We start from the raw sequence: 14,178 nt of genomic DNA, 5'->3' as shown, positions 1-14,178 counted from the left end.
TTCGCTGCTTTCGTGTCCAGCGCGATCAGACGCCGACGCGGAAACGCGCGAAACGCTTCAGCGTGACGCCGGCCTCGTCCAGCACCTTCTGGACGGTCTTCTTGGAGTCCTTCGCGAAGGCCTGCTCCAGGACGACGTTCTCCTTGAAGAAGCCGTTCACCCGGCCCTCGACGATGCGCGCCAGGGCGGCCTCGGGCTTGCCCTCCTCGCGGGCGGTGGCCTCGGCGACGCGACGCTCGTTCTCGACCGTCTCGGCCGGGATCTCGTCGCGGGACAGGGCGGTCGGCGCGAAGGCGGCGATGTGCTGGGCGACGTCCTTGGCGACCTGCGCGTCGGCCTTGTCCAGCTCGACCAGGACGCCGACCTGCGGGGGCAGGTCGGGGCTGGTGCGGTGCAGGTAGGAGGTCACGTAGGTGCCGGAGAACTGGGCGAAGCGGTCGAGCACGATCTTCTCGCCGAGGGTGGCGTTCGCCTCGTCCACGTACGCCTGGACGGTCTGGCCGTCCTTGATCTCGGAGCCGAGCAGCGCCGTGATGTCGGCCGGCTTGCTGGCGGCGACGTGGGCGGCGATGGCGTCGGCCACGGCGACGAACTTGTCGCCCTTGGCGACGAAGTCCGTCTCGCACTTCAGCTCGACGAGGACGCCCTCGGAGTTGTCGGCGGCGATCAGGGAGACGACCGCACCGTTGGAGGCCGAGCGGCCCTCGCGCTTGGTGACGCCCTTCTGGCCCTTGACCCGAAGGATCTCGACGGCCTTGTCCAGGTCGCCTTCGGCCTCCACAAGGGCGTTCTTGCAGTCCATCATGCCCGCGGCGGTCAGCTCGCGGAGCTTCTTGACGTCAGCGGCGGTGAAGTTCGCCATGGGTTTAAGTCTCTTCCCGAATGGTCGGTGGATCTACGGGTGGACGGCGGGGGCATGGGCCCCCGCCGTCGTCACGCGTGGTTCACGTCGTACGCGTCGTACGCGATACGCGTCCTGCTGCTGTGCGGTTGACCGGTGGTGCCGGTGTGCCGTCGGTACGGGTCGGAACAGGCTCAGGCCTGCTCGGACTCGCCCTCCGTGGCGGCCGGGGCGGCGTCGGCCGGAGCCTCGGCGGTCTCGGCGTCGGCCGGGGCGGCGTCGGCCGGAGCCTCGGCCTCGGCGGCGGGCGCCTCGGCAGCGGCGGCGGTCGCGTCGGCGGCGGGCGCCTCGTCGGCCTTCTTCTCGCCCTCGAGCAGGTCACGCTCCCACTCGGCGAGCGGCTCGGCGACGCCTTCGGCCTTCTTGTCACCGGTGGCGGCACCGGAGCGGGCGATGAGGCCCTCGGCGACGGCGTCGGCGATCACACGGGTGAGCAGCGTGACGGAACGGATCGCGTCGTCGTTGCCCGGGATCTTGTAGTCGACCTCGTCGGGGTCGCAGTTGGTGTCGAGGATCGCGACGACCGGGATGCGGAGCTTGCGCGCCTCACCGACGGCGATGTGCTCCTTCTTGGTGTCGACGATCCAGACGGCGCTCGGCACCTTCTGCATCTCGCGGATGCCGCCGAGGGTCTTCTCCAGCTTGTCCTTCTCGCGGGAGAGGACCAGCAGCTCCTTCTTCGTGAGGCCGGACGCGGCCACGTCGTCGAAGTCGATCTCCTCGAGCTCCTTCAGGCGCTGGAGGCGCTTGTAGACGGTCGAGAAGTTGGTGAGCATGCCGCCCAGCCAGCGCTGGTTGACGTAGGGCATGCCGACGCGGGCGGCCTGCTCCGCGATGGCTTCCTGCGCCTGCTTCTTGGTGCCGACGAACATGATGGAGCCGCCGTGCGCGACGGTCTCCTTGACGAACTCGTAGGCGCGGTCGATGTACGACAGCGACTGGAGCAGGTCGATGATGTAGATGCCATTGCGCTCGGTGAAGATGAAGCGCTTCATCTTCGGGTTCCAGCGACGGGTCTGGTGCCCGAAGTGGACGCCGCTCTCCAGCAGCTCCCGCATCGTGACGACGGCCATGGCCGTACTCCTTGAGGTACTCGGTTATCGCGACCGCCGGACGGCGGTCGCGCCTGACGTCCCGACGCGCCGTGCCACGAGGGACCGAGGGGCGCGGCCACCGTCCCGATGAGGGGAGTGGGTGGCGGGGCGTGCGAAGTCGACCCGGTGACCCGGATCGCCAGAGAAAGTGTACGGGACCGGTGGAGTGCCGGGCGACACCCGAGTTATCCACAGGCCAGGACCATGATCATCTTTCGCCGCCCGGATCCGGGATGCTCGTGCCATGGCACTTCACATGTGGTTGACGGTGGTGATGACGGCTCTGCTGACGGCCCTCCCCGGCGGCACGGGGACGGCGGGCGGCGCCGGTACGGCGGGCGGCACGGGGACGGCCGGCGGCACGGGGACGGCGGGCGGCGCGGGGTGCGCGGGCGCCGGCTCGGACGCGCGCTGCTGGCCCGTGGCAGGGCCGGGAGTACGGGGGCGGCCGGCGGTGCTGCGCGCCTTCGAGCCGCCCGCGACGCCCTATGCCGCGGGACACCGCGGGGTCGACTTACGCGCGGGGCCGGGGAGCGTGGTGCGGGCGGCGGCTCCCGGCGAGGTGACCTTCGCGGGGAAGGTGGCGGGCACCGATGTCGTCGTGCTGCGGCTCGACCGGCCGGACGCGAGCCTGCGCGTCACCTATGAGCCGGTACGGGGGACGGTCGCGGTCGGCACCCGGCTCGCGGCGGGCGGGCCGTTGGGAGTGGTGACCGACTCCGCCGTCCACCGCTCACCCGGTTGCCTCCACTGGGGCCTCCTGCGGGGTGACGTCTACCTCGACCCGTTGACCCTGCTGCCGCCGTGGCTGCTGCGCGCGGGGCCCTCCCGGCTGCTGCCGGTGTTCGGCGCGGCGGCGGGCGGGACGGAACGGAAGGCGGAGGCGGCAGCGCGGGTCAGGGGCGGCCGGTCACCCCGTGCAGCGCCATCGTGACGGCCGACTCGGTGATGTGAACGGGGTCTTCTGCGGCGCCGAGTTCGATCCGGCGGACCGCGGCGTCGACCACGCCTTGCAGGAGCATGGCGGTCAGGCGGGGCTCGGCGTGGCCGAGGGCCGCGAGGGCGGCGCCGACCATCGTGACCAGGCCGCCGTGGGCGGCGCGGATCTTCTCGCGGGCGCCCGCGTCCAGTTCACCGGCGGAGATCGCGACGACGGCGCGGTGGCGGCGGTCGCCGACCAGCGCGAGCTGGCTGCGTACGTAGGCCTCGATCTGGCCCTCGGCGGTGTCGGCGGCCTGCATGGCGGCCTCGACCTCGGCGGCCCAGACGGGGAAGTCCACGGCGCACAGCTCTTCGACCACCGCGGCGCGGGAGCGGAAGTACTCGTAGACCGAGGAGCGCGCCAGTCCGGTGCGCTCGGCCAGGGCGGGGAAGGTCAGCGCCTCCGTGCCGCCCTCGGACAGCAGCGAACGCGCGGCGTCCAGCAGGGCCTGGCGCTGCATCGTCCGGTGTTCGGCCACCGAGGCCGCTCGAATCCTGGGCATCCCACCACTGTAGACACTGTGCCGCGCCTGTCACCGCCCGACGTCGGCCAGCTTTGCCCGTAGTTGGAGGACGGACTTGGTGTGGATCTGGCTGACCCTGCTTTCGGTGACGCCGAGTACCTGGCCGATCTCGGCGAGTGTCAGGCCCTCGTAGTAGTAGAGGGTGACGACGGTCTTCTCGCGTTCGGGAAGGGTGTTGACCGCGCGGGCGAGCAGTCGGCGCAGCTCACGGTCCTCGGCGACCTCGACGGGGTTGTCGGCACCGGTGTCCTCCAGGGTGTCGACGAGGCTGAGCCGGTCGCCGCCCTCGCCGCCCGCGTGCAGGAGGTCCTCCAGCGCGACGACGTTGGCCAGGGACAGCGCGCTGAACACCGCGTGCAGGTCTTCGATCCCGACGCCCATCTCCGCCGCCACCTCGGGCTCGCTCGGAGTGCGGCGCAGCTTGGCCTCAAGGGTGGCGTAGGCGCGTTCGACGGCGCGCGCCTTCTGCCGGACGGAGCGCGGGATCCAGTCGAGCGCGCGCAGTTCGTCGATCATGGCGCCGCGGATACGGGTGATCGCGTAGGTCTCGAATTTGATCGCGCGTTCCGGGTCGAACTTCTCGATCGCGTCGATGAGTCCGAACACCCCGGAGGAGACGAAGTCGGCCTGCTCGACGTTGGCCGGGAGTCCGACGCTGACCCGGCCCGCCACGTACTTCACCAGCGGCGAGTAGTGCAGGATCAACTGCTCCCGCAGCCGGGCGTCCCCCGTGGACTTATAGGTCCGCCACAGTTCGTCGAGCGACGTGGGGGCGGCTGGCCGAGGGGAGGTGCGGGGGGCGGTCGCCGCCGTCGCCCGCTCGGACCCGGGGGTGTACTGGGGCATGTGCCGTTTTGAGCCGTTCTGCCGAGACGTGGGCGGGAAATCGAGCCTCCGCGAGCGTAGCGTGACCATAGTGTCGCTTATTGCTACATCATCCGTATGGGACATGCGCAGATACGTTCCTCTACCGGTGCGCGCTCACCGGACCGGCTATACCGCCCGGTACGGGGCCCGAGCGGGAGCCCCTCGGGTCATCATGGTGGGCCGCCGGGCCGCCCGCGGCCGGTCCTACGATCGTCCCAGGTCACGGCGGTTTCCTGTCACCTGATGGTGTGTCGATGGCGTCAACCCTCCCGACGCGGCGCGCCGTCGTGCGCGGTACGGACCAACTTCCACCGCCCGTCGTCGCGTTCGACGAAGCCGAGGGCCTGCAATTCGTAGAGCCGTCTCAGCGTGTCGTCGCTGGTGGACCCCACGACGAGGGCGATCTCCTCTTCGCAGGCGTCCCCTTGACCGGGGAGCGCTTCCAGTACGCGGGCCGCCGCCGGGTCGAGCAGATCGCGCGGCAGTACGGGTCCGCGGCGGGCGGGTGCGAGGTCGGCGCCGATCTCCCCCACCATCTCGATGACTTCGGCCGCGTCGGTCACCACCACGGCGTCCCCGCGCAGCAGTTCGTGCACCCCTTCCGACAGACCGCTCGTGCAGGGCCCCGGCACCCCCATCGTCACCCGCCCCAACTGGGCGGCCCGCCGCGCGGTGACCAGGGAACCGCTGCGGTAGCGCGCCTCGACCACCACCGTGCCGCGGGTCAGGGCGGCGATCACCCGGTTCCGCAGCACGAATCTGCTGCGGGTGGGGTGGTCGCCCGGCGGCAGTTCGCCGACTAGCAGGCCGCGTTCGGCGATCTCGCCGATCAACTGGGTGTTGCCCGGCGGGTACGGCACATCGACGCCGCTGGCCACCACGCCGATGGTGGCGCCGCCCGCCCGCAGCGCGCCCCGGTGCACCACACCGTCCACCCCGTAGGTTCTCTAGCCGGTCCGAGCGTGTTGCATCTGGATGCTCCACAGTCTGCAACCCAGCGTCTTCAGTCGGTGGCAGAGCCAGGACCTGCGGCAGCCGCGCACGAGTATCAATGTCAGTGGCTCCTCGTAGTCTGCAAAGTCGACCTCTAAGGATCATGACGGGGAGGGACTCGTGAAGTCTTGCGAAGGGTGCGGCGAACTGTTACCGCCGAGCAAGAACCCGATCGCGCGGTTCTGTGACCGCGACTGTTACTGGAAGAAACAGCGCGACGATCGAGCGGCCAAGAAGCGGCCACTCAAGTGCCAGGCTCACAACTGTGGCGTCGAGTTCCTGCCGACTCGATCAGATCAGATCTACTGTTCGAAAACCTGCAAGGGCCGCGTCAACGCCATCAAGTCGAACGCGAAGCGCGTCGCGAAGGACAAGGAAGATCGCTTGCAACGACGCAAGGGGCGGACTTGCAAGCTCTGCGAGGGACCGATCCCTGAGTCACGTACGAACAAGGCGGAGTACTGCAGCTCCGACTGCGCTGCCGGATATCACCCGGTCCACAACCCCAAGCAAGTGATCGACCCGCTGGAAGACTGCGCATGGTGCGGCGGAGCAATCAGCGATGATCGAGCCTCCAATGCGATCTTTTGCTCACACAAGTGCAGCAGCGAGGCCCGGAGTGCCGCCCGCGACGGACTGTCCCGACCTGACTATATGCACTTGCTCCAAAATCGCCGATGCCTGGAGTGCGGCACTCCCATCTCCGAGTCTCGTTCGACTCGCGCGCGATTCTGCCGCGGCAGGATCTGCCTCCAGCGCTTCAACATCCGCCGCTGGTCGAACGCCAACCGCGACCGCGTGAACGAGTTGGGTCGCGCCAGTGCTCAGCGCCGCCGCGCCCGCATGGCTGCGGTCGTCGTGGAGCGGTTTTCTCACGAGGAGATATTTGAGCGTGACGGATGGGTCTGCCAGCTATGCAGTGAGCCTGTGGACCCTGGATGCACGTGGAACGACCCGCTGACGCGGCCACTGAGCGCCAGCCTCGACCACATCACCCCTCTGGTGAGAGGAGGAGACCATACCCGCGGCAATGTTCAACTGGCCCATCTGCTGTGCAATCTGCGTAAGGCAGACAAATTGGTGGGCGAGGCATCTTTCCAGAGTAACGAGCAGCTCGTCGCGCGGCAGGGTTTCCTCTTTGAGGTGGAGTGCGGTGTCTGAGCCGCCTGAGGCCAGAGTGGCACGAAACTGCTCAGCTGTTGACGAACGGCATCAGCTCGTTGTTGATGAAGGTGGCGGGTCGCCACCCTTTCCTGAAGCGGTCGAGGACCAGGCGATCGAGCATGGCCAAGCCGAGAGCCGCTGTCGGAGCGGCGAGCTCGGCTGTGGTCGCATGGCCGGCAACCATGCCGAAGTCAACGACGGTGGGTAGAACCCAGGTCAGTTCCTTGTTGAGCGGGAGCTTCTCGAACGGGCTCTTCTTGAACGCCTCCGCGTAATACGTGGCGACAAGGTCAGAAGTGGGAGCCTGCTTGTCGAGCCAAACCCGGAAGTCCTCCGCCTTGTCAAGAACGTCGAGGAACTCGCGGAAGGTGCGCTGCCCCGAGTTGATCGCTCCCCCCATATCGTCAATTCCCTTGACGACCAGCGTCTGGAACTCCTCGATCTTGCCCTGCTGACTGTCCAGCTGGGCAAAAAGCTCGGTGCACTTGGTCCGCATAATCCGCTCACTCAGACGATCCTGGGCGAGCGAGGTCCCCAGATCCGCCCCTAGGGCAAGATCTTGGCGCATCTCAACCATGCCGAGCAGTACCTTGACGGGGTCAAGGAGGCCTGCATCGCCATCCGAGCCACTCGCTCGTGACACAGCAGCCCAGTCCAGGTTCGTCTCGAACTTGTAGTGCTCGTCGGCGGTGGGGGTAAGACATACCTTGAAGTCGCTCGGAATCGCATAGTCCGGGGCAAATTCACGAACGAGGTCGACGAGCACCTGGCGAACCAATCCTTGGTCCTCCCAGTCCTCATTGGCCAGGCCCAGCAGATTCGGGTCGAACGCATGGACATCTATCTGTCCGAGGAACCGATTGGCCATCCGCCGTCCGGCGCCAGACTTTCCGGTGGCCTCGCGGAACATCTCGATAACCAGCGACTCGAGCGTCTGGGGGGCATACGTGGTCTCGTCGCCGCGCTGGATCGAGTCCATCACGGTGATCGTGGCTGGCCGATGCCGGGCTTCCCCCGTCCCCGTGTCTTCCGTCCGCAGGACGAAGTCACGGTCCAGAAAGATCAGGTCGACGTTCGGATTCTTGGAGAGTTCCAAGGCCACGTCTGGTCCGAGTGAAACGATCAGCTGTTTCAGGCTGTGACGTGTGACCGCCAGTCGAACCTTGCGGTAGAAGAGCATCGACTCAGCGAGCCGACCAAGGTCAAGCGGTCCCCCGGAAGCTCCAGAGGGAGCGGTGCGCCGGATCGCAATCGCGTCGAACACGGCGGCCAGCTTATCGGCATGGCGTGGCCCTGTCCGGGACTTGTCGTCGCTGCCTCTCAGATGGCCCGCTCGCTCCGACCACACGCACTTGATAGTGAACGTATGTTCTCTAGCTGGCCTGGTCGTATTGCTAAGAGTTAGAGCTTCGAAACGTGCAGTCCAAGCGTGAGCGGCGGCAGCTTCTGCCAGACCGGTTGAGGTGCCTGTAGGTGCTTGGCAGCAGCTTCCGCAGTCAGCCGGACGGTCGCTCGAAAGAAGCCGACGCAGTCAATAGCGTCGGTGAGGCGAAGCGTGGGCGCGGACCTGGCCTTGTGAGACGCGTTGGCGTCACGTACTGCGGTCAGGACAGGAACGGCGTGGATCGTGGCATGGCCGTGGGCAACATCGTGCCTCACGCGAAGCCACTGCGTGATCACTTCAGCGACGTGCTTGGGCTGCACTATAAGGGGGTGCTTGCCCCTGCCCCCGCCTTGCTTCCAGGTCCAATGGGGGCGGGGGTCGAAGCCGACGCGTCCGAGGAGCGAGCAGGACTGCGCGGGTCCTGGAGTGGAGAACTTTTCGAGGGCCGCATCGAAGTCAGTGGCCCAGCTTTTCATCGCTCCAGCCAGCAGCGGAGCACCCGAGATCGTGTTGAGCTCGGCCAGTGCCTCGTCGCGCAACGCGCAGGCAGTGTCCTGGACGAATGCCTGCCAGGCCGCGACTGCCAGCACGATCGTTCCCCGGTTGACCGAGGTCTCAGCAGTTCGGCGGCCGCGGATCCCGCTCCCAGCAGCCCGATGGACGTCGATCAGGTTGTCACAGTGCTTCATGGCACCGGCGTAGTTGTCGACGGCGGTTTGGATGTCCACGTTCGCTCTCATCGCATCTAGGTGACTGATAGTCACGACTACTTTTTTGTGCCATCAAGTGGATCTCTTGACAACGCAGGCCAGGATCGCTGTCGGTGGTTCGTCGGTTCCGACCAACTAGGTTCGCGTGTCAGACCGCAGCTCTAGGCTTGCTGGGTGACTTCAGAAGTCGGCAAGACCTCCAACGAGGAGGCGGCGCTCTCCGTCGAAGAGATCGTCCTCGGGCAAACGGCCTGGTTCCTTCATGATCAAGGAGACGTTCAAGCAGCGGCTCTTCTCCTGGACGTCGAGGGGATCGAGTGGTCTCCCGGCAACAGGTTTGGCGACTGGATGGATGCCCGCCTCCTCGTCCCGGGGTGGCTGATGGATCGGTTCACCGAGGACGTTCTTGCGCGGATCCGAGATGCTCTCTTGCCGATCGCTGAGCGGAACGGAGTGGAAGCACATTCTGTCTATATCGGGCCAGCGCTTCCAGAGGTGGGTTCGGACTGGAGACAGGACCTGCAAGGTCGACTCACGTCCGATACCACGACAAACCACGCCGCGCGGGTCACCGATCCGAAGCCCGAACTGCGACGCGACGGATTCGTCTTTGATTCCCGCGAGGAACTACGGGTCTATGAGGCGCTCAAGCGAGCTCAGGCCGCCCTTCCTGCCGACGCCACCATCTCGATCTTTCCCTTGCCCTTGGGGCGTGTGGGTGTCGGCAACACGTGGACGCCAGACTTCCTCGTCGTTCGCGAGGGCAGGGCTGGCCTGATCGAGGTCGACGGGCCGCATCACCGCGGCCGACTGGCAGCCGACGGAACTCGGGATCGGCACTGGCGGAACAGCGGCTTCGTTCACATTGAGCGCATCCTGGTGGAGGAAACCGCTCAGGACCCGGAGCTGGACGCGCTGGTCCGGACCTTCCTCAAGCGGCTGCGGACCCATTAGTCGGCCCCGAGTCACCCTTACTGCCTTGTCCTCGGAATGCGTCCGTTCTGTTCCTGATGAGCGGCCGCATCAGCGCCGCCCGCGCGGAAGCGGGCGGTGAACCCGGCCGGCGGGGGCCGTCCTCTGCGGTGGAGGATTCAGGGTGGTAACACCCAGCGCGGCGTCCAGGGCGGCCAAGGCCTCGTCGCGTTCCGCGACCGCCTGGGACCGCTCCGTCGCAAGCTGTTCGATCATGACCGCGTAGGTGCTCAGCAGGTCCGCCAGCTGTCGCTTCTCCTTCCGGGCGCTGGCCAGGTCCTCGCGGAGCTTGTCGATTTCGGCCTCGGCCTTCTTAACCGGCTCGCTCTTATGTCGGGCTGCCTTGAACTCGGCCTGGTACTTGGCCATGAGGGTCGTCGGGTGCTTGTGCGTCAGCAGCCACCGCTTGACCTGGGCTTCCTCGGCGAGGTCGAGAATGGTGAGCTTGCCCGAGGAGTGCAGCGGGGTGCCGGCCAGCAGCCGGTCGGCGGCCCCCCGCAGCTTAAGACACAACTCCTGCGGCGGGTCCTGCTCTGCCTTCACCGTCTGTCCCCTCCCGGGCGCCCGCGATCGTGCTCGTCGATGAGCCCGTCCAGGTGAGCCAGGCGGCGGCGTTCTCGTCCCCAGCGGATCTGCGGGCTCGCCTCATCAGCGACCTTGATCCGCAACTCCGCGGCCTCGGCCCGTAGTTCGTCAATGTTTTCCTCGGTGCGGCAGATGTTGCCGCAGGCCGGGTGACAGCCCTCGGTGTCCGGTGTGACCCGTGCGTCATCAAGTGAGGGCTCCAGTTCGCAGCGTGCCGTCGGGGCGGCGAAGACGCAGGTCATCCCCTTGCCCGGGTAGATTTGCAGCGAGGGGTTCGCCATCACGTGCCTCGCCTCCGCCCCGGTCCGTAGGACGCGCCCGGCGAACTTCCTCGCCCCTCCGCTGACCCGCGACCGGTAGGCACCGGCTGCCGGGCCGCTGACGTGCTCGCCGGCCTTCAGTCGCCGATCGGCGTCCTGCAGGTCCTCCAGTCGGGTCAGCCACCGCTCGAACGCGAGGTCGTCGGGGAATCCCGAGGCGTAAGTGCCGGCATAGCCCTGGGTGATCTGGACCCGCAGATGCCCGTACTGAATCGCCGCAGCGACCATGCCGCGCGGGCGGCGGCAGATAAACCAGGCCAGTGTGCGCCGCAGGCGTGAGATCGTCAGACGCTTCGGATCGACGGGGATCACATCGCTGCGGCCGTGTCGGCCGCAGAAGGCATTTACCCAGACGACGAAGCGGTTCAGGTCGTCGTTGATCGAGGCGAGGGTCCGGGCCCCGCCGCCCTCATGCTGGTCGCGCTCGTCCGCCACCAGCCAGACGGGAAAGAGGGCCTCAGCGTCGTGAAGGCGTTCTTGGACGCCGATCGCCGTGGCGACCAGATCGGGGGCGATCCACGGCTCGTCGCGGAATTGCCCCTCGGGGATCTTGGCGCCGTTCTCGTCGCGGGCGTTCTTCCACTTCCGGCCGTGGACCTCCCACAATTTCGTCACCTTGTCCCGGCGCAGGCAGCCGCGCCGCAGGCTGACCGCCTCCCCGGGGCGGCAGCCGGTCAGATAGGCCACCAGGAGGAAGCAGGCGGTCGACAGCGTCCGCACCAGCTTCTTGACGTCGCCGTAGGCGATGTTCTTCGTCCAGGGCTCGCCGTCCAGCAGGCCCTTCGGGCGGGCCGTCAGGAACGTGCCGCGGGCGACGGGGAGGCCGGAGGTCAAGAACATGCCCCGGTAGGCATCGTTCTTCTGCATCGCCCCGGGGTCGATGTCCAGGAGCTTGGCAAGAAAGGGCCAGTCCGGCTCCCAGGTGCCGTCCTCCCGCTGCCTGCCGGGCAGGTCACGGCCCTGCGCGCGGAAGGATTCGATCAAGGCGCCGACCTCTGGGGTCGCCCCGGCTTTGCCTGGGATCCGGACCCGGCGGTGCGGGCCGGGGCTGTAGCGACCGGGCTTGAAGCCGAACAGCGGCCGGAACTCCTCCATGGCCGCGATGATGTCCTCGGCGAAGTCCTCGACGAACCGCGCCGCCCACAACACCGCCATCGCCATCGTCGTCTCCTGGATGCGGGCAGTGGCGTTCTCCCGGTCCCGCTGGGACTTGCCCAACAGGACCCTGGACTCCTTCCCGCCCCAGGGCGGCATCTCCGGCAGCCGCCCCTCGGACGGCAGCAGCTCACGGAAGGCCCACAACCGGCGGACGGCCTGCAACAGATCCGAGCGGTTGCCGTGGGTCATTTCCGCGTCCCGCACCGCGTCGAGATAGTCCTCCAGATCCTCCGGCGACACCTCCGCGATCGAGGTGAACCCGTAGACATCCATCCAGTCCAGCAGGCCGCGCAGGCAGCGAAGTTGGGAGACCATCGTGTAAACGGCCAGCTTGCCGTCGATGTTCGCCCGGCGAAGGATCGTCAGATCCTCGTCGCAGTTCAGCTCCATCCAGATGTAGATCTTGGCAATGTCACGGAACCGCTCGGGCACCAAGGCGAAGTTGATGCTGACCGAAGCCATGTGATCCTCAAGGATCGCCGGCCGCAGATTCCAGCGCATATCGCCCACCACCGACAACGTCGAGCGGTCCGTGCCCTCCCGCAGCCGCCGGTTGTGCAGCACCACCGTGCCGGGGCCGGGCACGAAGAGCTCTTTCGGCTCGTGGACAGCGTCGTCCGTACTCATCGTTCGTCCAGCTCCCCGTCCAGCAGCCTCCGCACCAGTTCCCGCTCCTCCTCGCCGGCCGCCGCGCGAGCCCGGTCCTCGGCGCGCTTGCCCGCCAGCCGGATCAGGTCTTCGAGCTCCTCCAAGGGCAGCGCGAACCGCTCGGCCCAACGCAGGGCCGTCATGTGTGTGCGGCGTTCGTCGATCATGTCCCGGGCCACCACCTGAAGCGGCAGATGATGGGGCATCGCGCGGGCGCACGGGCATTCCAGACACTTCAGGAACGAGGCCCGGCAGGGCTCACCAGGCGGGCTGTGCGGGCCGTTCTCGTTGTCCGCGCAGGCAGCCAGCACCGTGTCGGCATCGCGCGCCACCAGCAGCCGCATCATCTCCATGCTCACCCCGAAGCGTTTGGCGACCGTCTCCGGGTCGCGTAGGGCCTCGGCGACATCCACCGTGCTCAGCCGGGTGATGCGGCCCGCGGTGCGAGCCTTGATGACTTCCTTCTCCAGCACGTCGGCGACCAGCTTCTGGTACTCGCGCAGGCTCGACTTGTCCCGCCGCAAATAGATGTTCGCCAGCGTCTCCCTGGTCTGGGCCACCGGCTTCTGTTCCCGTGCCCCGTGGGTGACCCGCATCCGTCCGACGCCCACGATCAGCCGTTGCGGATTGCCGTCCTCGTCCCGCTCCTCGGCGACCAGGTTCAATCCAGCGCCCCAGAATCCGACCGCAGAGTCCGACAGCCGGTCGCGGAAACCCCGTCCGCACTCGTTGCGGCGCTTGACCACCTCGGCCCGCTTGGCCTTGGGACCCTTCCCGGCCTTGGGAACCCAGTAGACCAGCAGCCGGTCACTGCCCTTGATCCTTCGCGAGGAGGCCGCCAGTTCCAACGCGAGCATGTAGAGGCCGAACGGCGTGTGCAGCTCATCGCGGGCCGACAGCTCGCCCTCCTCATCCGGCGCCGCGGCCCACGACGGCAAGTCGCTCAGAGTGGCCGTCATGTAGCGCCGCGGGCCCCGCCTCGGCTTACTCAAGTCGACCTGGACCGTGGCCAGCGGCCCGGCCCCGCCGTCAGGGCGGTGGAAGGCAGCCGGCGCCTTGATGATCGTCGAACCGTTCTCTCCCGTGAGCCGCACCAGCAAAATCACCAAAGCGCAGGTCTCGGCCAGGCTCAGGTGCAGCCGGGTGGTCAGGTCGGTCACGGTGCCGTGCGGGACGATCCACAGCGCCAGGCCATTGCCCCACTTGTTGCGCGGCATCTCCCCGCTCTTCTCGACCATGTCGAGGATCGAGCCGTACTCGTAGAGCACCGGCTCGTCCTCGCGGGAGATGCCGCCCTCACGCCACCGCTCCAGCACCTCGCGGGAATCTCTGATGCGCTTCGCGGCCGCCCGCACCACCTTCCGCGCGGCGTCCAAGATCGCCTTCTCCTCGGCCGGGCTGTAGCTGCCCCGCGAGGTGATCTGATTGCGCCGTCCCGGCACCCACTGGGCGCACTGCGCGGCGAACTGCGGCGTTAACCCCTCCATGTTCATCAGCAGGGACCGCAGCAGCCCCACCGCCATCCCGGCAGTCGGTGCGTCTCCCCTGTTGAGCAAGAACCCCTTCAGGTGCCGCGGCGCCAGGTCCTGCGGGACCTGCGGCGGTTCCTCGTCGAAGAGCAGGACGTCGATGAAGTAGCCCAGATGCCGGAAGGCGTTGGTGGCGGCCCCGATGGCTTTCACTTGCCCGGCCGGCCCGACATGCGCGTCGAAGGCGCGGGCGAAGGACTCCTGCAGCGGGCGGGCAACCGGGAACGTCGTGAAGTCATAGTCGACCACCTCGTCGAGGTCCTGCTCGGAGAAGAACCGCACCCGGCATTGGCCATTCTCCAGGAACAGCCGCTGCGGAGGCGTGTAGCCCGCCTCCGGCATCGACGA

The 14,178-nt window shown here is 67.5% G+C and carries 12 protein-coding genes and 1 pseudogene; 3 read left to right on the top strand and 10 right to left on the bottom strand.

Features of this window, described 5'->3' with window-relative positions:
• Positions 1-25: 25 nt before the first annotated feature.
• Both tsf and rpsB read right to left on the bottom strand, forming a co-directional pair.
• Positions 26-862 (bottom strand): translation elongation factor Ts, encoded by an 837-nt coding sequence (tsf, locus tag ACZ4EF_RS12020; RefSeq protein WP_391050340.1) that lies wholly within the window; start codon positions 860-862, stop codon positions 26-28.
• Between the two features lie 173 nt (positions 863-1,035).
• Positions 1,036-1,974: a 30S ribosomal protein S2 gene (gene rpsB / locus ACZ4EF_RS12015; protein WP_467504107.1), complete on the bottom strand. Its 939-nt coding sequence runs from the start codon at positions 1,972-1,974 to the stop codon at positions 1,036-1,038.
• Between the two features lie 265 nt (positions 1,975-2,239).
• Between rpsB and ACZ4EF_RS12010 the strand changes: the two genes are divergently transcribed.
• Positions 2,240-2,929 (top strand): peptidoglycan DD-metalloendopeptidase family protein, encoded by a 690-nt coding sequence (locus ACZ4EF_RS12010; protein ID WP_467504105.1) that lies wholly within the window; start codon positions 2,240-2,242, stop codon positions 2,927-2,929.
• Here the strand turns inward: ACZ4EF_RS12010 and ACZ4EF_RS12005 are convergent.
• From ACZ4EF_RS12005 to ACZ4EF_RS11995, 3 genes and pseudogenes are all read right to left on the bottom strand, one after another.
• Entirely contained in the window at positions 2,892-3,479 is a 588-nt protein-coding gene (locus tag ACZ4EF_RS12005) for a TetR/AcrR family transcriptional regulator (protein WP_355346483.1), read from the bottom strand. The genes ACZ4EF_RS12010 and ACZ4EF_RS12005 overlap by 38 nt on opposite strands.
• Before the next feature lie 30 nt (positions 3,480-3,509).
• Positions 3,510-4,346, bottom strand: coding sequence for an RNA polymerase sigma factor WhiG (gene whiG, locus ACZ4EF_RS12000; RefSeq protein WP_355346480.1), 837 nt, complete (start codon positions 4,344-4,346; stop codon positions 3,510-3,512).
• Positions 4,347-4,627: 281 nt separating this feature from the next.
• Positions 4,628-5,308, bottom strand: a pseudogene (locus ACZ4EF_RS11995) (DNA-processing protein DprA); the annotation flags it as partial.
• 172 nt (positions 5,309-5,480) lie between these two features.
• Between ACZ4EF_RS11995 and ACZ4EF_RS11990 the strand changes: the two are divergent.
• Positions 5,481-6,521, top strand: coding sequence for an HNH endonuclease (locus ACZ4EF_RS11990; RefSeq protein WP_467504103.1), 1,041 nt, complete (start codon positions 5,481-5,483; stop codon positions 6,519-6,521).
• 31 nt (positions 6,522-6,552) lie between these two features.
• Here the strand turns inward: ACZ4EF_RS11990 and ACZ4EF_RS11985 are convergent, their stop codons facing one another.
• Together ACZ4EF_RS11985 and ACZ4EF_RS11980 are read right to left on the bottom strand one after the other, a co-directional pair.
• Positions 6,553-7,788 carry a hypothetical protein gene (locus tag ACZ4EF_RS11985; RefSeq protein ID WP_467504101.1) on the bottom strand — a complete coding sequence of 412 codons (1,236 nt, stop codon included), beginning with the start codon at positions 7,786-7,788 and terminating at the stop codon, positions 6,553-6,555.
• 137 nt (positions 7,789-7,925) lie between these two features.
• Positions 7,926-8,636 (bottom strand): hypothetical protein, encoded by a 711-nt coding sequence (locus tag ACZ4EF_RS11980; RefSeq protein WP_467504099.1) that lies wholly within the window; start codon positions 8,634-8,636, stop codon positions 7,926-7,928.
• A 156-nt stretch (positions 8,637-8,792) separates the two neighbouring features.
• Between ACZ4EF_RS11980 and ACZ4EF_RS11975 the strand changes: the two genes are divergently transcribed.
• The gene (locus ACZ4EF_RS11975; RefSeq protein ID WP_467504097.1) at positions 8,793-9,572 is read left to right on the top strand and encodes a hypothetical protein; all 780 of its coding nucleotides are present in this window, start codon (positions 8,793-8,795) and stop codon (positions 9,570-9,572) included.
• Positions 9,573-9,641: 69 nt separating this feature from the next.
• On the opposite strand, the gene ACZ4EF_RS11970 is transcribed toward ACZ4EF_RS11975, so the two are convergent.
• The 3 genes from ACZ4EF_RS11970 to ACZ4EF_RS11960 are packed head-to-tail and all read right to left on the bottom strand — an operon-like array spanning position 9,642 to position 14,172.
• Positions 9,642-10,133 (bottom strand): hypothetical protein, encoded by a 492-nt coding sequence (locus ACZ4EF_RS11970; protein ID WP_467504095.1) that lies wholly within the window; start codon positions 10,131-10,133, stop codon positions 9,642-9,644.
• The gene (locus ACZ4EF_RS11965) at positions 10,130-12,280 is read right to left on the bottom strand and encodes a hypothetical protein (RefSeq protein ID WP_467504093.1); all 2,151 of its coding nucleotides are present in this window, start codon (positions 12,278-12,280) and stop codon (positions 10,130-10,132) included. Before ACZ4EF_RS11965 ends, ACZ4EF_RS11970 begins: the two co-directional genes overlap by 4 nt.
• Complete coding sequence (locus ACZ4EF_RS11960; protein ID WP_467504091.1) at positions 12,277-14,172, bottom strand: hypothetical protein; 1,896 nt, start codon at positions 14,170-14,172, stop codon at positions 12,277-12,279. Before ACZ4EF_RS11960 ends, ACZ4EF_RS11965 begins: the two co-directional genes overlap by 4 nt.
• Positions 14,173-14,178 lie beyond the last annotated feature (6 nt).

It is taken from the genome of Streptomyces sp. NPDC025721 (genome assembly GCF_055558595.1).
The sequence above is the reverse complement of the archived record's forward strand: the minus strand, read 5'-3'. Positions and strand labels throughout refer to the sequence as shown.